This is a genomic window from Pseudomonas sp. VMV1, from assembly GCF_056790235.1.
In genome coordinates this window covers 87,267-111,261 of record NZ_JBXGSE010000001.1, presented here as the reverse complement: position 1 = coordinate 111,261, position 23,995 = coordinate 87,267, and the positions used below count along the sequence as shown (strand labels likewise).

Annotated in this window: 24 protein-coding genes; 13 read left to right on the top strand and 11 right to left on the bottom strand. The window is 66.1% G+C overall.

The window, feature by feature from the left end:
* Positions 1–5 precede the first annotated feature (5 nt).
* Both ACUCV0_RS00540 and ACUCV0_RS00535 read right to left on the bottom strand, forming a co-directional pair.
* Positions 6–341 (bottom strand): DUF1820 family protein, encoded by a 336-nt coding sequence (locus ACUCV0_RS00540; protein ID WP_059313912.1) that lies wholly within the window; start codon positions 339–341, stop codon positions 6–8.
* A 51-nt stretch (positions 342–392) separates the two neighbouring features.
* Positions 393–1,316, bottom strand: coding sequence for a LysR family transcriptional regulator (locus ACUCV0_RS00535; protein ID WP_454252563.1), 924 nt, complete (start codon positions 1,314–1,316; stop codon positions 393–395).
* A gap of 120 nt (positions 1,317–1,436) precedes the next feature.
* On the opposite strand from ACUCV0_RS00535, the gene ACUCV0_RS00530 reads away from it, so the two are divergent.
* The 6 genes from ACUCV0_RS00530 to lnt all read left to right on the top strand — a co-directional run bounded on the left by ACUCV0_RS00530 (position 1,437) and on the right by lnt (position 7,580).
* Positions 1,437–1,841, top strand: coding sequence for a RidA family protein (locus tag ACUCV0_RS00530; RefSeq protein ID WP_482211752.1), 405 nt, complete (start codon positions 1,437–1,439; stop codon positions 1,839–1,841).
* A gap of 86 nt (positions 1,842–1,927) precedes the next feature.
* Positions 1,928–3,301, top strand: coding sequence for a tRNA (N6-isopentenyl adenosine(37)-C2)-methylthiotransferase MiaB (gene miaB / locus ACUCV0_RS00525; protein WP_482212242.1), 1,374 nt, complete (start codon positions 1,928–1,930; stop codon positions 3,299–3,301).
* A gap of 100 nt (positions 3,302–3,401) precedes the next feature.
* On the top strand, positions 3,402–4,418 hold the full coding sequence (locus tag ACUCV0_RS00520; protein ID WP_271654116.1) for a PhoH family protein: 1,017 nt from the start codon (positions 3,402–3,404) through the stop codon (positions 4,416–4,418).
* On the top strand, positions 4,408–4,863 hold the full coding sequence (gene ybeY, locus ACUCV0_RS00515; RefSeq protein ID WP_059313907.1) for an rRNA maturation RNase YbeY: 456 nt from the start codon (positions 4,408–4,410) through the stop codon (positions 4,861–4,863). The genes ACUCV0_RS00520 and ybeY overlap by 11 nt, the downstream gene beginning before the upstream one ends.
* A 7-nt stretch (positions 4,864–4,870) precedes the next feature.
* Positions 4,871–5,710, top strand: a complete 840-nt coding sequence (locus ACUCV0_RS00510; RefSeq protein WP_059313906.1) for a CorC family transporter — start codon at positions 4,871–4,873, stop codon at positions 5,708–5,710.
* Positions 5,711–6,032: 322 nt separating this feature from the next.
* The gene (gene lnt / locus ACUCV0_RS00505; RefSeq protein ID WP_482211751.1) at positions 6,033–7,580 is read left to right on the top strand and encodes an apolipoprotein N-acyltransferase; all 1,548 of its coding nucleotides are present in this window, start codon (positions 6,033–6,035) and stop codon (positions 7,578–7,580) included.
* Here lnt and ACUCV0_RS00500 read toward each other — a convergent pair.
* Both ACUCV0_RS00500 and ACUCV0_RS00495 read right to left on the bottom strand, forming a co-directional pair.
* Positions 7,571–8,332: a YdcF family protein gene (locus ACUCV0_RS00500; protein ID WP_059313904.1), complete on the bottom strand. Its 762-nt coding sequence runs from the start codon at positions 8,330–8,332 to the stop codon at positions 7,571–7,573. The two genes, lnt and ACUCV0_RS00500, sit on opposite strands and share 10 nt — an antisense overlap.
* 41 nt (positions 8,333–8,373) lie before the next feature.
* Complete coding sequence (locus tag ACUCV0_RS00495) at positions 8,374–8,697, bottom strand: hypothetical protein (protein WP_237140571.1); 324 nt, start codon at positions 8,695–8,697, stop codon at positions 8,374–8,376.
* 177 nt (positions 8,698–8,874) lie between these two features.
* Here ACUCV0_RS00495 and leuS point away from each other — a divergent pair, with 177 nt between their 5' ends.
* The 5 genes from leuS to ACUCV0_RS00470 all read left to right on the top strand — a co-directional run bounded on the left by leuS (position 8,875) and on the right by ACUCV0_RS00470 (position 14,911).
* The gene (gene leuS, locus ACUCV0_RS00490) at positions 8,875–11,538 is read left to right on the top strand and encodes a leucine--tRNA ligase (RefSeq protein ID WP_482211750.1); all 2,664 of its coding nucleotides are present in this window, start codon (positions 8,875–8,877) and stop codon (positions 11,536–11,538) included.
* A gap of 25 nt (positions 11,539–11,563) precedes the next feature.
* Positions 11,564–12,178, top strand: a complete 615-nt coding sequence (locus ACUCV0_RS00485; RefSeq protein WP_059313901.1) for an LPS-assembly lipoprotein LptE — start codon at positions 11,564–11,566, stop codon at positions 12,176–12,178.
* Positions 12,179–12,226: 48 nt separating this feature from the next.
* Complete coding sequence (gene holA / locus ACUCV0_RS00480) at positions 12,227–13,270, top strand: DNA polymerase III subunit delta (RefSeq protein ID WP_059313900.1); 1,044 nt, start codon at positions 12,227–12,229, stop codon at positions 13,268–13,270.
* 83 nt (positions 13,271–13,353) lie between these two features.
* Positions 13,354–13,515: an alternative ribosome rescue factor ArfA gene (gene arfA, locus ACUCV0_RS00475; protein WP_059313899.1), complete on the top strand. Its 162-nt coding sequence runs from the start codon at positions 13,354–13,356 to the stop codon at positions 13,513–13,515.
* A gap of 73 nt (positions 13,516–13,588) precedes the next feature.
* Positions 13,589–14,911 carry a lytic murein transglycosylase gene (locus ACUCV0_RS00470; RefSeq protein WP_482211749.1) on the top strand — a complete coding sequence of 441 codons (1,323 nt, stop codon included), beginning with the start codon at positions 13,589–13,591 and terminating at the stop codon, positions 14,909–14,911.
* 46 nt (positions 14,912–14,957) lie between these two features.
* Here the strand turns inward: ACUCV0_RS00470 and ACUCV0_RS00465 are convergent, their stop codons facing one another.
* Positions 14,958–15,941 (bottom strand): LysR family transcriptional regulator, encoded by a 984-nt coding sequence (locus tag ACUCV0_RS00465; RefSeq protein ID WP_482211748.1) that lies wholly within the window; start codon positions 15,939–15,941, stop codon positions 14,958–14,960.
* 28 nt (positions 15,942–15,969) lie between these two features.
* Here ACUCV0_RS00465 and ACUCV0_RS00460 point away from each other — a divergent pair, with 28 nt between their 5' ends.
* Both ACUCV0_RS00460 and pgm read left to right on the top strand, forming a co-directional pair.
* Positions 15,970–16,719 (top strand): TSUP family transporter, encoded by a 750-nt coding sequence (locus tag ACUCV0_RS00460; RefSeq protein WP_482211747.1) that lies wholly within the window; start codon positions 15,970–15,972, stop codon positions 16,717–16,719.
* 159 nt (positions 16,720–16,878) lie between these two features.
* On the top strand, positions 16,879–18,543 hold the full coding sequence (pgm, locus tag ACUCV0_RS00455) for a phosphoglucomutase (alpha-D-glucose-1,6-bisphosphate-dependent) (protein WP_482211746.1): 1,665 nt from the start codon (positions 16,879–16,881) through the stop codon (positions 18,541–18,543).
* A 131-nt stretch (positions 18,544–18,674) separates the two neighbouring features.
* On the opposite strand, the gene lipA is transcribed toward pgm, so the two are convergent.
* From lipA to mltB, 6 genes are all read right to left on the bottom strand, one after another.
* Entirely contained in the window at positions 18,675–19,676 is a 1,002-nt protein-coding gene (lipA, locus tag ACUCV0_RS00450; protein WP_271654108.1) for a lipoyl synthase, read from the bottom strand.
* Between the two features lies 1 nt (position 19,677).
* Positions 19,678–20,334: a lipoyl(octanoyl) transferase LipB gene (lipB, locus tag ACUCV0_RS00445; RefSeq protein ID WP_059313895.1), complete on the bottom strand. Its 657-nt coding sequence runs from the start codon at positions 20,332–20,334 to the stop codon at positions 19,678–19,680.
* Positions 20,334–20,609: a DUF493 domain-containing protein gene (locus ACUCV0_RS00440; RefSeq protein WP_271654106.1), complete on the bottom strand. Its 276-nt coding sequence runs from the start codon at positions 20,607–20,609 to the stop codon at positions 20,334–20,336. The genes lipB and ACUCV0_RS00440 overlap by 1 nt, the downstream gene beginning before the upstream one ends.
* Positions 20,610–20,682: 73 nt before the next feature.
* On the bottom strand, positions 20,683–21,843 hold the full coding sequence (locus ACUCV0_RS00435; protein WP_059313893.1) for a D-alanyl-D-alanine carboxypeptidase family protein: 1,161 nt from the start codon (positions 21,841–21,843) through the stop codon (positions 20,683–20,685).
* A gap of 126 nt (positions 21,844–21,969) precedes the next feature.
* On the bottom strand, positions 21,970–22,959 hold the full coding sequence (locus tag ACUCV0_RS00430) for a septal ring lytic transglycosylase RlpA family protein (protein ID WP_059313892.1): 990 nt from the start codon (positions 22,957–22,959) through the stop codon (positions 21,970–21,972).
* Entirely contained in the window at positions 22,959–23,981 is a 1,023-nt protein-coding gene (mltB, locus tag ACUCV0_RS00425) for a lytic murein transglycosylase B (RefSeq protein WP_482211745.1), read from the bottom strand. Before mltB ends, ACUCV0_RS00430 begins: the two co-directional genes overlap by 1 nt.
* Positions 23,982–23,995 lie beyond the last annotated feature (14 nt).

The following is a 23,995-nucleotide window of genomic DNA, read 5'->3' as shown; positions in this document are numbered from 1 at the left end:
CATACCTAGCTTTTGTCGGGCATCGGCATGGGGAACGGCATGACGTTGGTGCCACCCTTGGCTTCGCTGATCTTGGGCTGACCCAGACGCTCCACCTCGTCGATGCGGATGATCGAATGCATCGGCACGAAGCTGCGCACCACGCCTTCGAACTGCGCCTTGAGCTTTTCCTCGCTCGGATCCACCACCACCTGGGTGCGCTCGCCGAACACCAGTTCCTCGATTTCCAGGAAGCCCCAGAGATCGCTCTGGAAGATCTGCTTGGCATAGATCTCGAAGACCTGACCCTGGTTGACGAAGATGACCTTGTAGATGGCCGGCTTGTTCGGGGATGAGCTCATGGCGGACGCGAATTTCAACGGAAAAAGAGGGCTGCGAGCATAGCATGGCGGTCAGCCATCAGCAGGGGTTTCCAACCGTGCCCGCTGCGCCACCACGGTACTGACCCAGTCGATGAACACCCGCATTTTGGCGCTGACATGGCGATTGGGGGCAAAGGCCAGATAAAGCGGCAGGGGTGCTACCTGCCAGTCCTCGAACAGGGTCCTCAGCTCGCCGCGGGACACCGCTTGCGCTGCCAGGTAGTGCGGCAGACAGACCACCCCCAGCCCCGCCTGCCCCGCTGCCAGGCAGGCATTGCCGTCGTCCACCTCCAGACTGTGGCGCCCCTGCAACTCCAGACGCTCGGCGCCGCGTTGCAGGGCATAGGGAAAGCCCGTGCCCGCCCCCCAGAGAAATCGCACCACCCGATGCGGCGCCTCGGCCAGCACCGCGGGATGATCCGGTACACCATGCGTCGCGAGGTAGGCCGGCGCGGCATAGCAACCCAGCCGTAGCGCGCCCAGCGGGCGAGCCACCAGATACTGCTCGCGGATGCGCCCGCCACGGATCACGCAATCGACGTTGTCGCCGATCAGATCCACCTGGCGATCGCTGACGCCCAGGTCCAGCTGGATGTCCGGATAACGCTCGAAGAATTCCGGCAGCGCCGGGATCAGGATCAGGCGCGCCAGAGGGCTGGGCACATCCACCCGCAAGCGACCCCGGGGCGTGCGGGTGGCGACCGACAGGCCTGTCTCGGCGTCGTCCACCGCGGCCAGCACGCCCAGACAGCGTTGGTAATAGGCAGCGCCATCGGCGGTGACCTGCACCTGCCGGGTGGTGCGATTGAGCAGGCGCACCTGCAAGCGCGCTTCCAGCTGCTGCACCTGCTGGGTGACGCGGGTCCGGCTGCTGCCCAGGGTCTCGGCCGCGCGGGTGAAACTGCCGGCCTCCACCACCCGCACGAAGGTCTGCATCGCAGCGAACAGGTCCATGCCGATTCCTGGAAAGAGGATTGTTTGGATTGTACAAACAATGCTGACCGCCAGGCCTGGTTTATCTCTTGGCGGGCCGGCGCCTAAGGTGGCCTCATCGATCCCTACCGGAGCACCACCATGACCCGTGACGTCGTCTTTCCCGCCCAGCGCCACGCCCTCTACGAACAGCACCGCTATTCGCCAGCCATCCGTTCCAACGGCTTTCTCTTCGTCTCGGGCCAGGTCGGCAGCCGTGCCGATGGCTCACCCGAGCCGGAGCTGGAAGATCAGGTCCGCCTGGCCTTCGCCAACCTCGACGCCATTCTTGCCGCCGCTGGCGCGTCCTTCGCCGACGTAGTGGACGTCACCCTGTTCATGGTCGATGCCGAGGCCAGCTTCGAACGGATCTGGCCGGTGCTGCTGGAGCACTGGGGCACGGCGCCCTACCCCACGGTGACCGCGGTCGGCGTCACCTGGCTAACCGGCTTTCGCTTCGAGATCAAGGTCATCGCCCGACTACCGGAGGGCAGCGCCAAGGGCTAGGCCGGCTGCCTTCCGGGCGGCTCTTCCCCGTGCGGAAGGCCATCATTATAATGCGCGGTCCACTCGCTACCGACTCCCTGCCGCGCATGTCCAAGAAGCTCTATATCGAAACCCATGGCTGCCAGATGAACGAATACGATTCGTCGCGCATGGTCGACCTGCTCGGCGAACGGGAGCCGCTGGAAGTCACCCAGAATCCGGCCGAGGCCGATGTCATCCTGCTCAACACCTGCTCGATCCGCGAGAAGGCGCAGGAGAAGGTGTTCTCCCAGCTCGGTCGCTGGCGCGAACTCAAGCTGGAAAATCCCGACCTGGTGATCGGCGTCGGCGGCTGCGTGGCCAGTCAGGAAGGCGCTGCCATTCGCGACCGCGCGCCCTATGTCGACGTGGTCTTCGGTCCCCAGACCCTGCACCGGCTGCCGGAAATGATCGACGCCGCGCGCACCACCCGGGCACCTCAGGTGGACATCTCCTTCCCCGAGATCGAGAAGTTCGACCGCCTGCCCGAGCCGCGCATCGACGGCCCCAGCGCCTTCGTCTCCATCATGGAAGGCTGCAGCAAGTACTGCACCTTCTGTGTGGTGCCCTATACCCGTGGTGAAGAGGTCAGCCGGCCGCTGGACGACGTCCTGGCCGAGATCATCCACCTCGCCGAGCACGGGGTACGAGAAGTGACCCTGCTGGGCCAGAACGTCAACGGCTATCGCGGCGCCACCGGCGACGGCCGCATCGCCGACTTCGCCGAGCTGCTATATGTGGTGGCGGCGGTCGACGGCATCGACCGCATCCGCTACACCACCTCGCACCCGCTGGAGTTCTCCGACGCCCTGATCCAGGCCCACGCCGAGATCCCGGAACTGGTGAAATTCGTCCACCTGCCGGTGCAGGCCGGTTCGGATCGCATCCTGGCCGCCATGAAGCGCAACCACACGGCGCTGGAATACAAGTCGCGCATCCGCAAGCTCAAGGCGGCGGTGCCCGACATCTGCATCAGCTCGGACTTCATCGTCGGCTTTCCCGGCGAGACCGAGAAGGATTTCGAGCAGACCATGAAGCTGATCGAGGACGTCGGTTTCGACTTTTCCTTCTCCTTCATCTACAGCGCGCGTCCTGGCACTCCGGCGGCCGACCTAGTCGACGACACCTCGGACGAGCTCAAGAAGCAGCGCCTGCAGATCCTGCAGACGCGTATCCACCAGCAGGGTTTCGAGATCAGCCGGCGCATGGCTGGCAGCGTCCAGACCATCCTGGTCAGCGACTTCTCCAAGCGCGATCCCGGCATGCTGCAGGGCCGCACCGAGAATAACCGCATCGTCAACTTCCGCTGCAGCGACGCCAGCCTGATCGGCCAGTTCGTCCAGGTGCACATCGACGAAGCCCTGCCGCACTCGCTGCGTGGCACCCTGCTCGCTCCGGTCGCCAACGGCGCCCGCCCGAACGTCGCCGCCGCCCTGGCCTGATGGATGGTCGCACGCGCCCTTTGCCAAGGGCGCGACGCAGGTTACTCTCACGCTACGTCAAGTTTTCGTAAAGCCAATCCAAAGGGTCTCCCAGCACACCTTGAATACCCCCCAGACGCTCCAGCATTTCACCCTCGAACCCTTCGATGCCGACCGCTTCGCCAACCTGTGCGGCCAGCTCGATGAGAATCTGCGCCAGATCGAACGGCGTCTTGGCATCGAGATCCGCAACCGCGGCAACCAGTTCGAACTGGTCGGCGATCCCGAGCGCACCCGCGCGGCCCAGAACCTCCTGCAGCGCCTCTATCGCGAGACCGCCAGTGGCACAGCGGTGGCGCCGGAGCTAGTGCACCTCTATTTGCAGGAGTCCGGCCTGGAAGCCTTGCAGGAAGAGCACCGTAGCGGCGGCGACACCAGCGTGGCCCTGCGCACCAAGAAGGGCATGATCCGTCCGCGTGGTGCCAACCAGCAGCGCTACGTCAAGTCGATCCTCGATCACGACATCAACTTTGGCATAGGCCCGGCCGGTACCGGCAAGACCTACCTGGCCGTGGCCTGCGCCGTGGACGCCCTGGAGCGCGAGCAGATCCGCCGCATCCTGCTGGTACGCCCGGCGGTGGAAGCCGGCGAGAAGCTCGGCTTCCTACCCGGCGATCTGGCGCAGAAGATCGACCCCTATCTGAGACCCCTGTACGACGCCCTCTACGAGATGCTCGGCTTCGAGCAGGTGGCCAAGCTCATCGAGCGGCAGGTCATCGAGGTCGCGCCGCTGGCCTACATGCGTGGCCGGACCCTCAACAACAGCTTCATCATTCTCGACGAAAGCCAGAACACCACCCTCGAGCAGATGAAGATGTTCCTCACCCGGATCGGTTTTGGCTCCACCGCGGTGATTACCGGTGACGTGACCCAGGTCGACCTGCCGCGTGGCACCAAGTCGGGCCTCAAGCACGTCATCGAGGTCCTGCGTGACGTGCCCGGCATCGGCTTCACCCACTTCGAGTCCAAGGACGTGGTGCGCCATCCGCTGGTGCAGCGCATCGTCGAGGCCTATGACCGCTTCGAGGCGCTGCAGGACAAGCCGCGCGGCAACGGCGAGGATCGCCATGGCGATTGAGCTGGACGTCCAGGTCGCCAGCGAGGCGGCCGACCTTCCCGAGGAGCCGGACTTACGCCTCTGGTGTGAACTGGCCCTGCGCGCCCGCCAGGGCGATTCGGAGCTCACCATTCGCCTGGTGGACGAAGACGAGGGCCGCGAGCTCAACCGCACCTGGCGGCACAAGGACTACGCCACCAACGTGCTGTCCTTTCCGGCCGACGTGCCGGACGAATTCCTCGATATTCCCCTGCTCGGCGATCTGGTGATCTGCGCTCCCGTGGTGGCCCGCGAAGCCGCCGAGCAAGGCAAGCCCGTCAAGGCGCACTGGGCGCACCTGGTCATCCACGGCTGCCTGCACCTGCTTGGCTACGATCATCTGGAAGATGACGAAGCCGAGGAGATGGAAGACCTGGAACGCCAATTGCTCGCTGAACTGGGCTATCCCGATCCCTACGGTGAATGACACACACATGAACGAAGATCGATCAGGCAATGGGCATCGTTCCTGGCTGGAACGCATCGTCCAGGCCTTTGCCCATGAACCCAAGAGCCGCCAGGAACTGCTGGAACTGCTGCGCGAAGCGCACGAGAACAAGGTGCTCGACAGCGAGGCGCTGTCCATCGTCGAGGGCGCTATTTCGGTAGCCGACCTGCAGGTGCGCGACATCATGGTGCCGCGCTCCCAGATCATCAGCATCCGCGCCCACCAGACCCCGGCGGAATTCCTGCCGGCGGTGATCGAGGCCGCCCACTCCCGCTATCCGGTGATCGGCGACGGCCCTGACGACGTCCTCGGCCTGCTGCTGGCCAAGGACCTGCTGCCCCTGCTGCTGCTGGACCACGAGCTCCCCTTCGACCTCAAGGCGGTGCTGCGCCCGGCCACCTTCGTGCCCGAGTCCAAGCGCCTCAACGTGCTCCTGCGCGAATTCCGCTCCACCCACAGCCACATGGCCATCGTGGTGGACGAGTACGGCGGCGTCGCGGGCCTGGTGACCATCGAGGACGTGCTGGAGCAGATCGTCGGCGAGATCGAGGACGAGCACGACGTGGAGGAAGAGAGCTTCATCAAGTCGCTGCCCAATGGCGACTTCGTGGTCAAGGCGCTCACGCCCATCGAGACGCTCAACGAGACCCTGGAGACCCGCTTCGCCGACACCGACGCCGACACCGCCGGCGGCCTGGTGATGAATCGCCTGGGTCACCTGCCCAAGCGCAACGAGGAAACGGTGATCGATGACTTCCGCTTCCGCGTCCTCAACGCCGACGGCCGTCGCATCCACCTGCTGCGGGTGACCCCGGTCAACCGCTAGCCGTGTTTGCCCCCTCTCCCTTCGGGAGAGGGTTGGGGTGAAGGCCGGTCTCTGCCTAGGCAACCCGCATCGTACGCCCTCCTACGGACCGCCGTAGGTTGGGTTGACCGCAGCGCAGCCCAACAGGCCTTGCCTCGACTGCACGACTGTTGGGCTTCGACGATAGAGCCGTCTCAGCCCAACCGACGGATCGCCATGGCCGCGATAGCCTTTACCATCCCCTCTCCAACTGCGACCTGGCTCGCTCTCCCTCAAGCGCCTTTGGCACTGACTCGCGCTGGCGAGTAAGCTTGCGCAGCCTCGATCGGACCAAGGATTTTCGATGCGCTGGATCTCTCAACCTGGCTGGAAGGGCAACCTTCTGGCGCTCTTCGCTGGCGCCCTCACGCCCCTGGCGTTGGCCCCTTTCAATATCTGGCCACTGGCCCTACTGTCGGCCGGTCTCTTCTACCTGGGCCTCAAGGGCCTCACCGCCTGGCGTGCCCTGCTGCGCGGCTGGTGCTATGGCTTCGGCGCCTTCCTCGCCGGCACCAGCTGGATCTACGTCAGCATCCACGACTACGGCGCCGCCTCCGTACCCCTGGCGCTACTGCTTACCGTGGGCTTCTGCGCCGGCATCGCGCTGTTCTTCGCGCTGCCGGCCTGGCTCTGGGCGCTGTGCCTGAGACGCAACCAGGCACCCCTGGGCGATGCCCTCACCTTCGCCGGCCTGTGGTTCGCCCTGGAGCTGTTCCGCAGCTGGGCACTGACCGGCTTTCCCTGGCTGCTGCTCGGCTACAGCCAGCTCAGCGGCCCCCTGCAGGGCCTGGCCCCCCTGGGCGGCGTCTGGCTGATCTCGGCCGCGCTGGCCTTTACCGCGGCGCTGCTGGTCAACGCCCCGCGCCTGATCATGCGGCCGCTCGCCCTGGTCGCGAGCCTGGTGCTGGTGGCCCTGCCCTGGGTGGCCGGCGATGTCTTCAAGGGCCAGGTCTGGACCCAACCCGCGGGTGCGCCGCTCAAGGTCGCCGGGGTCCAGGGCAACATCGCCCAGGAACTCAAGTGGAATCCCGACCACGCCCGCGCCACCCTGGCGCTCTATCGCGACCATACCGCCGAGCAGACCGATGCCGACCTGGTGGTCTGGCCGGAAAACGCCATTCCCGTGCTGCGTGAATACGTCGGTGACTTCCTCGCCGCCGAAGGGGCGCAAGTGGCCGCCCATGGCGGGGCCCTGGTCACCGGCCTGCCCGCCCGCGAACGCGATGCCGATGGCGATTCGCGCTACTTCAACAGCATCACTGCGGTCGGCAACGGCTCGGGCACCTACTACAAGCAGAAACTGGTGCCCTTTGGCGAATACGTGCCGCTGCAGGAATACCTGCGGGGCCTGATCGGCTTCTTCGATCTGCCCATGTCCGACTTCGTCCGCGGCCCCGAGCATCAGGAGCCGTTGCTGGTGAAGGGTTATCGGGTGGCGCCCTACATCTGCTACGAGGTGGTCTATCCGGAGTTCGTCGCCGACCTGGCCGCCCAGAGCCAGTTGCTGCTCACCATCAGCAACGACACCTGGTTCGGCAAGTCCATCGGCCCGCAACAGCACCTGCAGATGGCGCAGATGCGTGCCCTGGAAACCGGTCGCTGGCTGGTAAGGGTCACCAACGACGGCATCACCGCCCTGGTCGATCCCTTCGGGCGTATCAGCCGGCAGATCCCGGCCTTCCAGGTCGGCGTGCTGCAGGGCACCGTGGTGCCCATGGATGGCCTGACGCCCTACCTGCATTACCGCCTCTGGCCGCTGGCGATCTTTTCCGTCCTGGTGCTGCTGTGGGGCCTGCTGTTGCGGCGGCAGGATCGTCCGGAAGAGGCACCGCTGGTGGTGACTCAGCGATAGGCGAGCGGATAGAGCAAGAGCCCGGCAGTCTCGTTGAGCAACTGGGCGGTCTGCTCGACCGCCTTGGCTTCCGGCAACCAGCCACCAAAGGGCCGCCCGTTGGGGATGCCGATGAAGCCCATGGGCGCGGCGACCACCTGGAAGCCCTGGCGCTCGAAGCACCAGCGCGAACGGGCCATGTGGTAGGCCTGGGTCACCAGCACCACCCGCTTGACCCCGGCCTCGCGCAGCAGCGGCGCGCTCAGGGTGGCGTTCTCCCAGGTGGTACGGCTGGCCCCTTCCTGCCAGCGCACCGGAACCCCCAGGTCGCGCTCCATCACCTCGGTCATCAGCGCCGCCTCGCTCAGCGGGCGATCATGGGGCGAACCACCGGTGATCAGTACCGGCAGGCCACTGGCCTTGGCCAGGCGCGCCGCATAGCGCAGTCGCTCCACCGCCAGGTGACTGGCGGCATCGCCTCCCCAGCCGGGATCGTCCACCTCGCGGCCAGCGCCAAGTACCACGATGGCATCCGCCTGTTGCGCCAGGCCCGCCCAGCGGGCTTCGGGCAGGGCGGCATCGCGTTCCAGCAGACGACCGCCGAACTCCACCATGGCCGGCAGGGTACTGGCCCAGAGGCCTAGCAGACCGCAAAGGAAGCAGGCCAGCCCCAGTCGCGGATGACGACGACGCAGCCACCAGCCACAGAGCAGGAGCAACAGCAGGCCGCCCGGTGGCAGCAGCAGTTGCTTGAAGAAATAACGCAGACCCATGGTCCCTCCGGTCGGTGGCGACCTCCAGGTCGCGGCGGCGCTCAGTGTAGGGGAGCGCGAACCCGAGCAGAAGGACTCTCGACCAGGACCTGGCGTCCCTGGCAGTGACTGCAGAAGGATCCCACCGGCTGTACCCGTCCGCAGCCCAGGCAGCAGGCCATGGCCGCCTCCGTCGCCTGGTGACGTTCCAGCCAGCGCCTGATCAGGGCGTACTCGGCCGGACTCAGGCCCTGCACCTCTATTTCCCCGTCAGCGCTGTCGTAGAGGCGCTCCTGGGTGGCGGCCTCATCCAGCGCCAGGGCCAGGCGGCGTTGCAGGCGTACGTCGACGGGCAGCTTTTCGGACTCGCGTCGAAACTTTCCCATGATGGCGATCATCCTCCCGGATAATTGAACAGACGTTCGAATAGCCTAGTACGGCCCTCTGGACCCTGCCTCCCCCGGAATGCGAAACAAGCGGCGGACCGGGACATTTCCCCGCGCTCGGGGGGTCATGTATGCTTGGCGGCTCGATCAAACGCCTCTGCAGCCCTCGACACGCCCATGCAAGAACACTATCAGCCCCGCGAAATAGAAGCCGCCGCCCAGTCCTTCTGGGACCAGAATCTGTCCTTCAAGGCCACCATGCGCCCGGGCCAGGAGAAGTTCTACTGCCTGTCGATGTTCCCCTACCCCAGCGGCAAGCTGCACATGGGGCACGTGCGCAACTACACCATCGGCGACGTCATTGCCCGCTACCAGCGGATGCTGGGCAAGAACGTCCTGCAGCCCATGGGTTGGGACGCCTTCGGCATGCCCGCCGAAAACGCCGCCATGAAGAACGGCGTGGCCCCGGCCAAGTGGACCTACGAGAACATCGCCTACATGAAGTCCCAGCTGCAGAGCCTGGGTCTGGCGATCGACTGGTCCCGTGAGGTCACCACCTGCAAGCCCGACTACTATCGCTGGGAGCAGTGGCTGTTCACCCAGCTGTTCGAGAAGGGCATCATCTACCGCAAGAACGGCACGGTGAACTGGGACCCGGTGGACCAGACCGTACTGGCCAACGAGCAGGTCATCGACGGCCGCGGCTGGCGCAGCGGTGCGCTGATCGAGAAGCGCGAGATCCCCATGTACTACTTCCGCATCACCGACTATGCGGAAGAGCTGCTGACCTCCCTCGACGGCCTGCCCGGCTGGCCCGAGCAGGTCAAGACCATGCAGCGCAACTGGATCGGCAAGTCCCGCGGCATGGAGGTGCAGTTCCCCTATGACCAGGAGAGCATCGGCGCCGAAGGCACCCTGAAGGTCTTCACCACCCGCCCCGATACCCTGCTCGGCGCCACCTATGTCGCCGTGGCCGCCGAACACCCGCTGGCCACCCAGGCCGCCCAGGGCAATGCCCAGCTGCAGGACTTCATCGACGAGTGCAAGCGCGGCGGCGTCGCCGAGGCCGACATCGCCACCCAGGAGAAGAAAGGCCTGGATACCGGCCTGTTCGTCCGTCATCCGCTGACCGATGCCCGCTTGCCGGTGTGGGTCGCCAACTATGTACTGATGCACTATGGCGACGGTGCGGTCATGGCCGTCCCCGGTCACGACGAGCGTGACTTCGAATTCGCCAACAAGTACCAGCTGCCCATCGTCCAGGTGGTGGATACCGAAGAGGCCACCCGTGTGCTGGCCAATCCGGACGACTACAGCCCCGCGGAATACGAGCGCTACCAGTTCGACCCGGTGCAGTGGAAGGACTGGTACGGCAGCAAGGAAGGCTTCCTGATCAATTCCGGCGCCTACGACAACCTCGCCTACGACGCCGCCTTCGACGCCATCGGCGCCGATCTGCAGGCCAAGGGCCTGGGTCAGCCGCGCACCCAGTTCCGCCTGCGCGACTGGGGCATCAGCCGCCAGCGCTACTGGGGCTGCCCGATCCCCATTATCCACGGTGACGACGGCGTCGACATCCCGGTGCCCGCCGACCTGCTGCCGGTGGTGCTGCCCGAAGACGTGGTACCCGATGGCGCCGGCTCGCCCCTGGCGCGCATGCCCGAATTCTACGAGACCGTCGATCCGCGCAACGGCCAGCCGGCCCGCCGCGAAACCGACACCATGGATACCTTCGTCGAAAGCTCCTGGTACTTCGCCCGCTATGCTTCGCCCAATTTCACCGGCGGCATGCTGGACAAGGAAGAAGCCAACTACTGGCTGCCCGTCGACCAGTACATCGGCGGCATCGAGCACGCCATCCTGCACCTGCTCTACTCGCGCTTCTTCCACAAGCTGATGCGTGACCAGGGCCTGATCGATTCCGACGAGCCCTTCGAGAACCTGCTGACCCAGGGCATGGTGGTGGCCGAGACCTACTACCGCACCAATCCCAACGGCAGCAAGGACTGGTTCAACCCGGCCGATGTCGAGGTGGAGCGCGATGCCAAGGCCAAGGTGATCGGCGCGCGCCTGAAGAGCGATGGCCAGCCGGTGGAAATCGGCGGCGTCGAGAAGATGTCCAAGTCGAAGAACAACGGCGTCGACCCCCAGGCGATGATCGACCAGTACGGCGCCGACACCTGCCGCCTGTTCATGATGTTCGCCTCGCCGCCGGACATGAGCCTGGAATGGTCCGACTCCGGCGTCGAAGGCGCCAGCCGTTTCCTGCGTCGTGTCTGGCGTCTGGCCCAGGCCCATGTGGGCCAGGGGCTGCCGAGCGCCGGCGCCCTCGGCGAGCAGTCGCCCGCCCAGAAGGACGTACGCCGCGCCATCCACCTGGCCATCCGCCAGGCCAGCCAGGATATCGGTCAGCATCACAAGTTCAACACCGCCATCGCCGCGGTCATGACCCTGATGAACGTGCTGGAAAAGGCCGCCCAGGACAGCGATACCGATCGCCGTCTGCTGCAGGAAGGCCTGGAGGCCGTCACCCTGCTGCTGGCGCCCATCACCCCGCACATCGCCCACGGCCTCTGGCAGCAGCTGGGCCACAGCGACGCGGTCATCGATGCTCGCTGGCCGCAGGTGGACGAAAGCGCCCTGGTGCAGGACAGCCTGCAGATCGTCATCCAGGTGAACGGCAAGCTGCGCGGCCAGATCGAGGTACCGGCCGACGCCAGCCGCGAGGCCATCGAGGCCGCCGCCCGCGCCAACGAGAACGTGGCACGCTTCACCGAGGGCCTGACCATCCGCAAGGTCGTCGTGGTCCCGGGTAAACTGGTCAACATCGTCGCCAACTAAGACACGCGAACGGAGCAGACAACAGATGAAGAAACGGATTCTCCCCGGCCTTGCGGTAGTCGGCCTGGCGACCTTGCTGACGGCCTGCGGCTTCCAGCTGCGCGGCACCGGCGAAACGCGCCTGACCGTGAACGAGCTGAACCTGACGGCGCGCGACGCCTACGGCCAGACCGTCAAGGACGTGCGCGACATGCTCGAAGACGCCCATGTCCGGATCACCTCGGGTGCGCCCTACACCCTGGATCTGGGTGGCGAAGCCCAGAGCGAGCGCACGGCCAGCTACACCAGCGGCGCCCGCAGTGCCGAAGTGGAGCTGACTACCCGTCAGCCCTACACCATCGTCGGCAAGAACCAGGCGGTGCTGGTCAGCGACTACCTGGAAACCCAGCGCTATTACGTGACCGACCAGAACAACATCGTCGGTTCCGAACAGCAGAAGGACCAGCTGCGCCGCGAGATGCGTCGCGAACTGGTGCAGCAGCTGGCCGCTCGCCTGCAGGCCCTGACGCCGGAGCGTCTGGACAAGCTGCAACGCGACGCCGACGCCCGCGCCGCCGCCAAGGCCGAAGCCGACCGCCGCGCCCGCGAGTCCGCCCCGCCGCAGCAGTCGCCCATCGAAATCCCCACCCCCGCGCGCTAAGCGTCGCACCCGGAGCCGCCAGGCTCCGGGTTGCCATCCCGGTTCACCATGAAACTTAACGCTAACCAGCTGGGCAAGCAGCTCCAGGGCTCGCTGGCCGCCGTCTATGCCGTCAGCGGCGATGAGCCCCTGCTATGCCAGGAAGCCAGTGACGCCATTCGCGGCGCGGCCCGCGCCCAGGGTTTCGACGAACGCGAGGTCTTCGACGTCGATGCCGGGTTCGACTGGGGCCGTCTCTACGAGGCCGGCGCCAGCCTTTCGCTGTTCGCCCAGAAACGCATCCTCGAATTGCGCCTGCCCACCGGCAAGCCCGGCGACAAGGGTTCCGCCGCCCTGCTCGACTACCTGGCACGCCCCGCCGAAGACACCCTGCTGCTGATCAGCCTGCCGCGGCTCGATGCCGCGGCCCAGAAGACCAAGTGGGCCAAGGCCCTGCTGGAGCACGAGCAGGCGCAATTCGTGCAGATCTGGCCGGTGGAACTGGCGCAGTTGCCGCAGTGGATCAACCAGCGTCTGTCGCGTCTGGGCCTGGCCGCCACCCCTGAAGCCGTCGAGCTGATCGCCGAGCGGGTGGAAGGCAATCTGCTGGCCGCTGCCCAGGAAATCGAAAAGCTCCGCCTGCTCACCGAGGGCTCCCAGGTGGACGCCGAGACGGTACGCGCCACGGTGGCCGACAGCGCCCGCTACGACGTCTTCGGCCTGCTCGACGCTGCCCTGGCCGGTGATGCCGAGCATGCAGTGCGCATCCTCGAAGGCCTGCGCGGTGAAGGCGTGGAAGCGGCCGTGGTGCTCTGGGCCCTGGCCCGCGAACTACGCCTGCTGGCCAACCTGGCCTACCTGCAGGAAAGCGGCACGCCCCTGGAGCGCGCCTTCACTCAGGTCAAGCCGCCGGTGTGGGACAAGCGCCGCCCCCTGGTCAGTCGGGCCCTGCAGCGCCAGGGCGCACGCCGTCTGGAAGCCCTGCTGCGGGACGCCCAGGTCGCCGACGAACAGATCAAGGGACAGGCACCTGGCGATGTCTGGCTGACCCTCGCCAGCCTCGCCCTGATGCTTGCTGGCAAGCGGCTGACGCTGACCAAGCCCTCGCCATAGCCGCTCCTTGTAATCCCCGGCCCTTGCAATAGACTGGCATGCCCCCATCAAGGGGTGACATCCCTCCTTCGGAGTACGCACGCATGGCCAAGAAATACAGCCGCGGCCCTAACAAGGCCAAGGTCCTCGTCAGCGATCCCTGTTTTCGCTCACGCCAGGAGCGACCCGCCAAGGGCAAAGGCAGCTACCGCCGCGAAGCCTTCTCGTTGCAAGACGAGAAGGCTTCGGTCTTTCTGGCCGCCTGAAAGCTAGGCCCAGACGCCAGGACCCGGGCCGTGCTAAGGTGAGGCTTCCTGCCTAGACGTCCGGTGGAGACAGATGCAATTCGGGAAAACCCGCGGATTCAAGACCGGCGGCCTCCTCGCCGGAACCCTGGTCACCCTGCTGACCGCCGCCCTGGCCGCCTGCGCCCAGACTCAGACGGCGCCCACCACGGCGTCCTCCTCTCCGACCTCGCCCAATCCCGCCCCTGCGGCGAACGCCTCCGCCAACGCGGCCGAGGCCATGCCCCAGCCGGACGAGAGCTTCGAGCAGTGGCGTAGCCGTTTCCGCACCCTGGCGCTGGGCCGTGGCGTCTCGGCAGCGACCTTCGACCAGGCCTTTGCCGGCGTCGAGCCCGATCCGGCAGTGATCGCCGCCGATCGCAGCCAGCCCGAATTCACCAAGCCGGTCTGGGAATACTTGGAATCCGCCGTCTCGCCGCTGCGCGTGCGCAATGGCAAGAGCCTGCTCATTCAACAGGCGGGGTTGCTGGCCTCCCTGGAAGCCCGCTACGGCATCGAGCCCGCGCGTCTGGTGGCCTTCTGGGGCATGGAGAGCAACTACGGCAACAACATGGGCAACAAGGGCGTCATCCGCTCCCTGGCGACCCTCGCCTACGAAGGTCGCCGCCCGGACTTCGCCCAGGACCAGCTCATCGCCGCCCTCGGCATCCTGCAGCACGGCGACGTCACCGCCGACCGCATGATCGGCTCCTGGGCGGGCGCCATGGGCCAGACTCAGTTCATTCCCACCACCTACGACCAGTACGCGGTGGACTTCGACGGCGACGGTCGCCGCGACATCTGGGGCTCCACTGCCGATGCCCTGGCCTCCACCGCCAACTACCTCAAGGCCTCAGGCTGGCAGGATGGCAAGCCCTGGGGCTACGAGGTGCGGGTACCAGCCAACTTCGACTACAGCCTGGCCGACATGGGCGTGCGCAAGACCCTGGCCGAGTGGAACGCCCTGGGCGTCCAGGGCCTCGGCCTGCCGCAGCCGGCGGCCCTGCCTAGCGACAGCGCCTCGCTGCTACTGCCTGCCGGCCATCGCGGCCCGGCCTTCCTGGTGTTCAACAACTTCCGCACCATCCTCAGGTACAACAACTCCAGCTCCTATGCCCTGGGCGTGGCGCTGCTCTCGGAGCGCTATCGCGACGCCGGCCAGATCGCTGGCAGCTGGCCCACCGATGACCTGCCGCTGAGCCGCAGCGAGCGCGTCGAACTGCAGCAGCGCCTGGCTGCGCTGGGGCTGGATCCGGGCAGCGCCGACGGCATCATCGGCGCCAACACCCGCAAGGCCATCCGCGCCTATCAGCAGTCCCAGGGTTGGCCCGCAGACGGCTATCCCAATCATCAGCTGCTGGAAAAATTGCGCGGCTAGAGCCTGGCGACGACCCGCACCTCAACCGAGGCCGGGTCGTCGATCATCAGTCTTCGGCCTTGTCGCTTTGCCCCTGCACCAACGTCTCCAGCAAGGCTGCCGCTGCCGACGACAGCTCGGCGAAATCCCGACAGCCCGCCACCAGCTCGCGGCGCGCCCAGGCATCGCTCAGCGGATGACTGATCAGCGCCGATCCCCTCGTCACCCGCGTCAGGCTCGCGGCCGGCAGGATAGTCACGCCTAGACCGAGCGCGACCAGCGCACAGGCCTGGGCCGGACTCGGCACCCGGATACGGATCGCCAGCTCCCGGCCCCATTGCGCTGCCTGGGCCTCCACATGGAGCTGCAAGGCATTGCCACGGGACAGGCCGACGAAGGGCTGCTCGAGCAGTCGCGCGAAGTCGACCGCCTCCCCTTCCCTGAAGGGCAGGCTACCTGGAGCGGCGACCAGCATCAGCGGGTCCGTCCTGAAGGGCCGGACCTGCAGATCTTCCAAACCCGGTGCCGCGACGAAAATTCCCAGGTCAGCGCGGCCTTCGCGTAGCGCCAGAACGATGCGTGGGCTGGAGAGCTCCTCGACCTCCACATCCACCGTGGGCTGCGCCTGAAGGAACTTCGCCAACGGCTCATCGAGGTGCTCCATCACCGCCGTGCCATTTCCCAGCAGCCGCACCTGCGTACGGCTGTCCGCCACCGCGCCGACGAGATCCTGGGTCATCTCGTCCAACCGCTGCAGGATCGCCCGGGCATGGCGCTCCAGGGTCAGGCCGGCGGGCGTGGGTCGTACACCGCGAGCGTGACGTATCAACAGCGGCGTACCTAGGCTTTCTTCGAGGCCCTTGATACGAGCGCTGGCCGAGGGCAACGCCAAGTGGGTGCGCTCGGCGCCTAGGGTGATGCTGCGCGCCGCGACGACATTGGCGAAGAGACGGAGATCTAGCAGGTCGTAGCGCATGGCGAGGAAGCCTCTGTCGCGACCATAGGCAGCCTTCGCCAATCCCGGCTTCTCACCCACGGTCCTGGGCAGCATGGTAACGCCTCCACCCACGGAGACGACCATGACCCTGCTGCTCTGCACCCTGATCTTTCTGCTGGCAGGGCTGACCAAGGGACTGCTCGGCCTGGGCCTGCCTACCGTCGCCATGAGTCTGCTGGCGCTGCTGATGACCCCGACCGAAGCCGCTGCCCTGCTGTTGATCCCCTCCTTGCTTACCAATGTCTGGCAATTCTGCGCCGGTCCGGCCCCCTGGCAGAGCTTCAGGCGCCTGCTGCCGCTGCAACTGGCACTGGTGCCAGGCACCCTGCTCAGCATCCCGCTGCTGACCCGCGGCGACGGCGCCGGACTCGCCGCCGGGCTAGGCGCGGTACTGGTCGCCTATGGCGTGATCGGCTGGACGGGTTGGCGCCCGCCCACCCCGGGTCGCCATGAAGGCAAGGTCGCTCCGCTGGTAGGCTTCGTCACCGGCCTGATCACCGGCATGACCGGCGTCTTCGTACTGCCGGCGGTGCCCTATCTGCAAAGCCTGGCCCTGGACAAGGAGCGGCTGGTCGAAGCCCTGGGGCTGACCTTCACCGTGGCCACCCTGGCGCTGTTGATGGGCCTTTGGTGGCAGGACGCGCTGGCCGTGGAACGCCTGGGCGGCTCCAGCCTCCTGCTGCTACCGGCCCTGGCAGGCATGTGGCTGGGCCAGCGCGTGCGCCTATGCCTGGACGAACACCTGTTCCGTCGCCTGTTCTTTGGTGGTTTGCTGCTGTTGGGCGCTTACGCCATCCTGCATTATCTGCTGCGCTTGGGCTATCTTGGCTGAGCCCGTCACAGTGCTATGCGGCTCAGCCGGTGTACGCTGCACCTTCGGCCGGCGCCAAGGTCTATGGGCTTGGCTGAAAAACCACCTAGCCGCGGTTACCGTTCAGACCAGGCCATATGCCCGACCGCTGCCTCTTTCCGACGTATACAGGACGCTTTCATGACGCTCGCTCCCAACGCAGGACGCCTCCCCGACGAGAATACCCTGACCCATCTGCCGCGCCTGGTGGCGCGCTATTACAGTGATCGCCCCGAGCCCAGCGATCCGGGTCAGCAGGTGGCCTTTGGCACCTCCGGGCACCGCGGTTCCTCGCTCAAGGGCAGCTTCAACGAGTGGCACATCCTCGCCATCACCCAGGCCATTTGCGAATACCGCAAGGCGCAGGGCGTCGACGGTCCGCTGTTCATGGGCATGGACACCCATGCGCTGTCCGAGCCGGCCTTCATCTCCGCCCTGGAAGTCCTGGCCGCCAACGGTGTGGACGTCCGTATCGACGCGGGCTGCGCCGAGACCAACGGTGAGCCGGGGTATACGCCCACCCCGGCGCTGTCCAACGCCATCCTCGAATACAACGCCGGCCGTACCTCGGGCCTGGCCGACGGCATCGTCATCACCCCGTCGCACAACCCGCCGGCCGATGGCGGCTTCAAGTACAACCCCACCAATGGCGGTCCGGCCGACACCAACGTCACCAAATGGATCCAGGACCGTGCCAATGCCCTGCTGGCGAACGGTCTGGAAGGTGTCCAGCGCATGGATTACCGCCAGGCGCTCAAGGCTGCCACCACCCAGAGATTCAATTTCCTCGACAGCTATGTCAGCGGGCTGGGCCAGGTCATCGACCTGGACGCCATCCGTGGCTCCGGCCTGACCTTTGGCGTCGACCCCCTCGGCGGCGCCGGGGTGCACTACTGGCCGCGCATCGCCGAGCGCTATGGCCTGCCGCTGGAGGTGCTGTCGACCCGTGTCGATCAGACCTTCCGCTTCATGCGCCTGGACTGGGACGGCAAGATCCGCATGGACTGCAGCTCGCCCCATGCCATGGCCGGCCTGATCGAGAACAAGGACAGATTCGACGTCTCCTTCGCCTGCGACACCGACCATGACCGCCACGGCATCGTCGCCCGCTCCGTGGGCCTGCTCAACCCCAACCATTACCTGGCGGTGGCCATCGAGTACCTGTTCACCCATAGACCCCAGTGGAGCCAGCAGGCCGGCATCGGCAAGACCCTGGTGTCCTCCTCGATGATCGACCGGGTGGCCCAGGGCATCGGCCGCCAGGTGGTGGAAGTGCCGGTAGGCTTCAAGTGGTTCGTCGACGGCCTGCTGGACGGCAGTCTGGGCTTCGGTGGCGAGGAATCCGCCGGCGCGTCCTTCCTGCGCAAGGCTGGCGGCGCCTGGTCCACCGACAAGGACGGCCTCATCCTCGGCCTGCTGGCGGCGGAAATCACCGCCGTGACCGGCAAGGACCCGGGCGAGCGCTACCAGGCCCTGACCGAGCGCTTCGGCGCGCCGGTCTACCAGCGCATCGACGCCGCCGCCGACCGCGAGCAGAAGGCTCGCCTTGGCAAGCTGTCCGCCGCCCAGGTGACGGCCAAGGAGCTGGCCGGCCAGCCAATCACCGCGATCCTCACCGAGGCTCCCGGCAACGGCGCCGCCATCGGTGGCCTCAAGGTGGTCACCGAGAACGGCTGGTTCGCCGCCCGCCCCTCGGGTACCGAGGACGTCTACAAGATCTACGCGGAGAGCTTCGAGGGCGAAGCCCACCTGGGCCGCATCCAGGAAGAAGCCAAGGCGCTGGTGGACGGCGTGCTGCGCGGCTGATGGCGCGCGCCCTCTCCCCAACCCTCTCCCTCAGGGAGAGGACGCTAAAAGCGGGTCGGTGAGGGATTGGCTGCGCAGCCAGCATGAAAAAGGGCAGCCAGTGGCTGCCCTTTTCTATTACGACGCGAGGATCAGCTGATCTTCTTGGCGCCGTGCGCCTGCTGGTCGGCGTGGTAGGACGAGCGCACCAGCGGACCGGAAGCGACGTTCTTGAAGCCCATCCTGGCGCCTTCCTCGGCAAACCAGGCGAAGGTATCCGGGTGGACGAAGCGCTGCACCGGCAGGTGGTTGCGCGAGGGCTGCAGGTACTGGCCGAGGGTCAGCATGTCGATCTCGTGCTCGCGCATGCGCTGCATGACCTCGATGACTTCCTCGTCGGTCTCGCCCAGGCCCAGCATCAGGCCGGACTTGGTCGGCACGTGGGGCACGCGCTTCTTGAAGTTCTGCAGCAGGTCGAGCGACCACTCGAAGTCCGAACCGGGGCGCGCGGCCTTGTACAGGCGCGGGACGGTCTCCAGGTTGTGGTTGAAGACATCCGGCGGCTCCTGCTCGGTGATCGCCAGGGCGACGTCCATGCGGCCGCGATAGTCGGGTACCAGGGTCTCCAGCTGGATGCCGGGCGTGAGCTTGCGGATCTCGCGCAGGCAGTCGACGAAGTGCTGCGCACCACCGTCACGCAGGTCGTCGCGGTCCACCGAGGTGATCACCACGTACTTGAGGCCCAGGTCAGCGATAGCCACTGCCAGATTCTTCGGCTCGTCCACGTCCAGCGGCTTCGGCCGGCCGTGGCCGACGTCGCAGAAGGGGCAGCGACGGGTGCAGATGTCACCCATGATCATGAAGGTGGCGGTGCCGCCGGAGAAGCACTCGCCCAGGTTCGGGCAGGAGGCCTCTTCGCAGACGCTGTGTAGCTTGTGCTTGCGCAGCAGTTGCTTGATGCGCTCGACCTCGGGGGTAACCGGGATGCGCACGCGGATCCAGTCCGGCTTACGCGGCAGCTCCTCGGTAGGAATGATCTTTACCGGGATGCGCGCGACCTTCTCGGCACCGCGCAGCTTGACGCCGGCTTCCACCTTGTTGGGGCGGGCGGGCGGGGTAAGGGTCTGGACGCTGTCTTGTACTGTAGTGGTCATGTCAATCCGATTCCAGGGTGATCGGTTCGGGGTAGCCCAGGCGCAGACTCAGGTGACGGACCAGAGACTCGCGGACGTCGTCGAAAGCTAGTGGCCCGGTCACCAGATCGCGGAGCTGGGTCATGGCCAGGCCGGCATAACCGCAGGGGTTGATCCGGCGGAAGGGCGCCAGATCCATGTCAACGTTGAGCGCCAGTCCATGGAAGGAACGCCCATTACGGATGCGCAGCCCCAGCGAGGCGATCTTGGCGCCGTCCACATAGACACCCGGCGCATCGGCCCGGGCCTCGGCCTGCACACCCCAATCGGCGAGCAGCGCGATCAGGCTGTCTTCCATGGCGCTGACCAATTCTCTCACGCCCAGGCCCTTGCGGCGAACATCCAGCAGCACATAGGCGATGAGCTGACCGGGACCATGGTACGTGACCTGGCCGCCACGATCGACCTGCACCACCGGAATGTCGCCCACGGCGAGCAGATGCTCGGGCTTGCCGGCCTGACCCTGGGTGAAGACCGCGGGGTGCTGGAGCAGCCAGAGTTCATCGACCGTCTGGGCGCTGCGCTCATCGGTGAAGCGGCGCATGGCCTCCAGGGTCGCCTCGTAGGGCCGCAGGCCCCAGCGGCGCACGCCCAGGCTTGCCGGGGCGGGAATGGTCATCAGATCACCATGTGTACGCGGCCGGTGGCGCGCAGATCCTGATGAATGGCCTGCAGCTGATCCACGCCGGTAGCGGTGATCAGTACCTGCACCGACAGAAAGCGACCATTGCGGCTATCGCGGGTCACCAGGGTGCCACGGTCGAGATCCGGCGCATGGCGCTGGACAATATCGAGCACCAGCTCGGCGAAATCGGCAGCGGCATCACCGATCACCTTGATGGGATAACGCGGGCAGGGAAATTCGATCTTGGGGGGTTGTACGTCTTCGGTCATGCGGACTTCCAGGCCGACCGCTGTCGGCAGGGGGCGAAAGGCCCGCGAGCGCGGGCCTTTCCAGAACAACGGATCAGTTGAACAATCCGTAGAAGAACAGGCGAATGCTATCCCACAGGCGACGGAAGAGGCCACCCTCCTCGACCGGCTGCAAGGCGACCAGGTCGGCGGTGTGCACCACCTTGTCATCCAGCTTCACCTCGACCTTGCCGATCACCTGGCCCTGGGCGATGGGAGCGGTCAGCTGCGGATTGAGCACCATCTCGGCATGCAGCTTCTTGGCCTGGCCGCGCGGCAGGGTCATGGTCAGGTCATTAGCCAGACCGGCCTGGACCTCACGGGCGTCGCCCTTCCAGACCGGCGCCTTGGCCAGCTCGGTGCCCTTCTTGTAGAAGGACTGGGTCTCGAAGAAGCGGAAGCCGTAGGTCAGCAGCTTCTGGGTCTCGGCGGCGCGGGCCTGTTCGCTGTTGGTGCCGAACACCACGGCGACCAGGCGCATGCCGTCGCGTACGGCCGAAGCCACCAGGCAGTAGCCGGCTTCGTCGGTGTGGCCGGTCTTCAGGCCGTCGACGGTCTTGTCGCGCCACAGCAGCAGGTTGCGGTTGGGCTGCTTGATGTTGTTCCAGAAGAATTCCTTCTGGGAGTAGATGGCGTAATGCTGGGCATCGGCATTGATGATGGCGCGCGCCAGGATGGCCATGTCATGGGCCGAGGAATAGTGGTTCGGGTCCGGCAGACCGGTCGCGTCCATGAAGTGGGTATTCTGCATGCCCAGCTTCTGCGCGGTGGTATTCATCATGTCCGCGAAGGCATCTTCACTGCCGGCGATGTGCTCGGCCAGGGCGACGCTGGCGTCGTTGCCGGACTGGATGATGATGCCGTGCAGCAGGTCACCGACCGACACCTGGGTACCGACCTTGATGAACATCCGCGAACCGCCGGTACGCCAGGCGTGCTCGCTGACGGTGACCATGTCGGATTCCTTGATGCGCCCCCGGTCGATTTCCAGGGTGGCGATATAGGCGGTCATCAGCTTGGTCAGGCTGGCCGGCGGCAGGCGCTGGTCGGAATTGGATTCGGTGAGCACGGCGCCGCTGTTGGCATCCATGAGAATCCAGGCCTTGGCGGCCAGCTGGGGCGCTGCCGGGACCATTGTCTCGGCCGCCCAGACGGCCGGGACACAGGCGATCGTTACTAGGAGGAGCAGGCGTCGAGCGATTTTTGCGATTGTCATCCGAATCTCTGAAAGGTTGGGGTATGGCAGGAGCAGCGGACCCAGGACACCAGGCCCACCTCGATCCGCACGGGGCGGATCACGAAGGCAGGGGTCGGCGACTGGGCGTCATGAAGCATCCTTGCTTCAATCCGGTTGCACGAGAGACGCCTGACCCAGCCGGGCCACGCGTACGCTGTTCTGGAGCTGGGCGACCTCAGCCGGCTGGACCGGTCCGAGACGGACCCGATGCAAGGTCTGCTGGTTGCGCACCGTCGAACTGATGAACACCGGGGCACCGGTCAGGTCGCTGAGCTTGTCCTTGAGCAGTTCCGCAGCGTCCGGATTGGCGAAGGCCGCCACCTGCAGATAGAGCCCAGCGGCTGGGACAGAAACGTTTTTTTTTGCGTCGACGACGGCCGGGGTCACCGGCTCGGCGTGCTGGTTGACCGGTGGCGTATAGGTCTCGATGGCGCCGAAGGTCTGCGTCTCGGTGGTTTTCTGGGCCACCGGCGCCTGGCGCGGCTGCGCCAGCACCATGGGCACCGCCTGACCGCGCTGGGCCCAGTACTGCTGCGGATCGATACCCTCGACGCTGACCCGTGCGGTACCGATCTCGGCGTAGCCGAGCTTCTTGGCGGCGGCAAAGGACAGATCGATGACCCGGTCGGAGTAGAAGGGACCGCGGTCGTTGACGCGCAGGATGACGCTGCGGCCATTGTCCAGGTTGGTGACCCGTACATAGCTGGGCAGCGGCAGGGTCTTGTGCGCGGCGGTCATGCCATAGAGGTCGTAGGTCTCGCCGTTGGCGGTGGCCTGGCCGTGGAACTTGGTGCCATACCAGGAAGCCGTACCGGTCGCGCGGTAGTTGCGCGAGTCGGTCAGCGGGAAGTAGGTCTTGCCCAACACGGTGTAGGGGTTGTTCTTCAGCGGCCCGTTGTAGGGCATGGGCACGGCATCGGGAATGCGGCTCACGTCCACGTCCCACCAGGGTGCGCCGTCACGGTGCGGACGCAGGTAGCCACCCGGCCCTGCGACGCCCTTGCTGGTCGGCTTGGGCGCCTGGCTGGAGCAGCTCACCAGCAGCAGGCCGAGGCCCAGGCAGCCGGCCAGGCGCGCCATGGCAGTCAGACGCATCACGGCTTGGCACCCTCCACGGCATGGCGCTCGGCAATGGCGGTCGCCAGATCGGTCACCGCCATGGCGTACATGACGCTGCGGTTGTATCGGGTAATGGCGTAGAAATTGGGCAGGCCCATCCAGTACTCCGGTCCCTTGTCTCCGTCGAGGCGGAACGAGGTTACACGCAAATCGTCACGCAGGGCAGGGTCTTGGGCGTTCCAGCCCAGGGCGCGCAACTCGGCGACGCTCTTGACCGGCTCGATCCCGGCCACCACGCCCTCCTCCACCCGGTCACCGCTGACCTGGGCACGGATGGCGGTAGGCCCGCGGCCGGACCAGCCGTGGCGCTTGAAGTAGTTGGCCACGCTGCCGATCGCATCGGTGGGGTCGGACCAGATGTTGATGTGGCCGTCGCCGTCGAAGTCCACCGCATAGGCGCGGAAGCTGCCCGGCATGAATTGCGGCAGCCCCATGGCACCGGCATAGGAGCCGGTGAGACTGAGGGGATCGACCTGCTGTTCGCGGGCGAGTAGCAGGAATTCCCGCAGCTGGCTGCGGAAGAAAGGTGCACGCGGCGGATAATCGAAGGCCAGGGTCGAGAGCGCATCCAGCACCCGGTAGTTACCGGTGTTGCGCCCATAGAAGGTTTCCACGCCGATGATGGCGACGATGAACTGGGCCGGTACGTCGTATTCACGCTCGGCACGGGCAAGTGCCTCTTCGTGGGCCTTCCAGAACTCGACGCCCTGAGCGATGCGACGATCGGTGATGAAGATGGGCCGGTATTCGCTCCAGGGCTTGACCCGCTCGGCCGGTCGCGAGATGGCGTCGAGAATGGCCTGCTTGCGCTCGACCTCGCCGAACAGCGCCTGCAGCTGTTCCGGGGCGAAGCCGTAACTCTGACTCATCTCGGCGATGAAGTCGCGCGTCAGCGGTGCCGTGTCGTAGTCACCCGCGACGACACCGGTCGTCACGCCCATCGCCGCCGCGAGCCCCAGGCTCTGCAGGCAGCGATGCATCCATCCCATTGTCGGCATCTAACCCTCTGTGT

Excerpts from the sequence above, each read along its gene's own strand:
- ACUCV0_RS00540 (WP_059313912.1), bottom strand. The coding sequence starts at position 341 with ATGAGCTCATCCCCGAACAAGCCGGCCATCTACAAGGTCATCTTCGTC.
- ACUCV0_RS00535 (WP_454252563.1), bottom strand. The coding sequence starts at position 1,316 with ATGGACCTGTTCGCTGCGATGCAGACCTTCGTGCGGGTGGTGGAGGCC.
- ACUCV0_RS00530 (WP_482211752.1), top strand. The coding sequence starts at position 1,437 with ATGACCCGTGACGTCGTCTTTCCCGCCCAGCGCCACGCCCTCTACGAA.
- miaB (WP_482212242.1), top strand. The coding sequence starts at position 1,928 with ATGTCCAAGAAGCTCTATATCGAAACCCATGGCTGCCAGATGAACGAA.
- ybeY (WP_059313907.1), top strand. The coding sequence starts at position 4,408 with ATGGCGATTGAGCTGGACGTCCAGGTCGCCAGCGAGGCGGCCGACCTT.
- ACUCV0_RS00510 (WP_059313906.1), top strand. The coding sequence starts at position 4,871 with ATGAACGAAGATCGATCAGGCAATGGGCATCGTTCCTGGCTGGAACGC.
- lnt (WP_482211751.1), top strand. The coding sequence starts at position 6,033 with ATGCGCTGGATCTCTCAACCTGGCTGGAAGGGCAACCTTCTGGCGCTC.
- ACUCV0_RS00500 (WP_059313904.1), bottom strand. The coding sequence starts at position 8,332 with ATGGGTCTGCGTTATTTCTTCAAGCAACTGCTGCTGCCACCGGGCGGC.
- ACUCV0_RS00495 (WP_237140571.1), bottom strand. The coding sequence starts at position 8,697 with ATGGGAAAGTTTCGACGCGAGTCCGAAAAGCTGCCCGTCGACGTACGC.
- leuS (WP_482211750.1), top strand. The coding sequence starts at position 8,875 with ATGCAAGAACACTATCAGCCCCGCGAAATAGAAGCCGCCGCCCAGTCC.
- ACUCV0_RS00485 (WP_059313901.1), top strand. The coding sequence starts at position 11,564 with ATGAAGAAACGGATTCTCCCCGGCCTTGCGGTAGTCGGCCTGGCGACC.
- holA (WP_059313900.1), top strand. The coding sequence starts at position 12,227 with ATGAAACTTAACGCTAACCAGCTGGGCAAGCAGCTCCAGGGCTCGCTG.
- arfA (WP_059313899.1), top strand. The coding sequence starts at position 13,354 with ATGGCCAAGAAATACAGCCGCGGCCCTAACAAGGCCAAGGTCCTCGTC.
- ACUCV0_RS00470 (WP_482211749.1), top strand. The coding sequence starts at position 13,589 with ATGCAATTCGGGAAAACCCGCGGATTCAAGACCGGCGGCCTCCTCGCC.
- ACUCV0_RS00465 (WP_482211748.1), bottom strand. The coding sequence starts at position 15,941 with ATGCTGCCCAGGACCGTGGGTGAGAAGCCGGGATTGGCGAAGGCTGCC.
- ACUCV0_RS00460 (WP_482211747.1), top strand. The coding sequence starts at position 15,970 with ATGACCCTGCTGCTCTGCACCCTGATCTTTCTGCTGGCAGGGCTGACC.
- pgm (WP_482211746.1), top strand. The coding sequence starts at position 16,879 with ATGACGCTCGCTCCCAACGCAGGACGCCTCCCCGACGAGAATACCCTG.
- lipA (WP_271654108.1), bottom strand. The coding sequence starts at position 19,676 with ATGACCACTACAGTACAAGACAGCGTCCAGACCCTTACCCCGCCCGCC.
- lipB (WP_059313895.1), bottom strand. The coding sequence starts at position 20,334 with ATGACCATTCCCGCCCCGGCAAGCCTGGGCGTGCGCCGCTGGGGCCTG.
- ACUCV0_RS00440 (WP_271654106.1), bottom strand. The coding sequence starts at position 20,609 with ATGACCGAAGACGTACAACCCCCCAAGATCGAATTTCCCTGCCCGCGT.
- ACUCV0_RS00435 (WP_059313893.1), bottom strand. The coding sequence starts at position 21,843 with ATGACAATCGCAAAAATCGCTCGACGCCTGCTCCTCCTAGTAACGATC.
- ACUCV0_RS00430 (WP_059313892.1), bottom strand. The coding sequence starts at position 22,959 with ATGCGTCTGACTGCCATGGCGCGCCTGGCCGGCTGCCTGGGCCTCGGC.
- mltB (WP_482211745.1), bottom strand. The coding sequence starts at position 23,981 with ATGCCGACAATGGGATGGATGCATCGCTGCCTGCAGAGCCTGGGGCTC.